This window comes from Tersicoccus phoenicis (genome assembly GCF_001968835.1).
Classification (GTDB): Bacteria; Actinomycetota; Actinomycetes; order Actinomycetales; family Micrococcaceae; genus Tersicoccus; species Tersicoccus phoenicis.
Genome location: NZ_MRDE01000041.1, coordinates 1 through 370, shown reverse-complemented (window position 1 = coordinate 370; position 370 = coordinate 1). Strand labels below are relative to the sequence as shown.

Genomic DNA, 370 nt, shown 5'->3' with positions numbered 1-370 from the left:
CCAGTGAGCTATTACGCACTCTTTCAAGGGTGGCTGCTTCTAAGCCAACCTCCTGGTTGTCTAAGCAACTCCACATCCTTTCCCACTTAGCACACGCTTAGGGGCCTTAGTCGGTGGTCTGGGCTGTTTCCCTCTCGACCATGAAGCTTATTCCCCACGGTCTCACTGCTGCGCTCTCACTTACCGGCATTCGGAGTTTGGCTGACGTCAGTAACCTGGTAGGGCCCATTAGCCATCCAGTAGCTCTACCTCCGGCAAGAAACACGCAACGCTGCACCTAAATGCATTTCGGGGAGAACCAGCTATCACGAAGTTTGATTGGCCTTTCACCCCTACCCACAGCTCATCCCCTCCATTTTCAACTGAAGTG

At 53.2% G+C, this 370-nt stretch carries 1 rRNA gene; it reads right to left on the bottom strand.

The annotated features are described in order from the left end of the window. Positions 1–370: ribosomal RNA gene (locus BKD30_RS07040) — 23S ribosomal RNA — on the bottom strand; the annotation flags it as partial.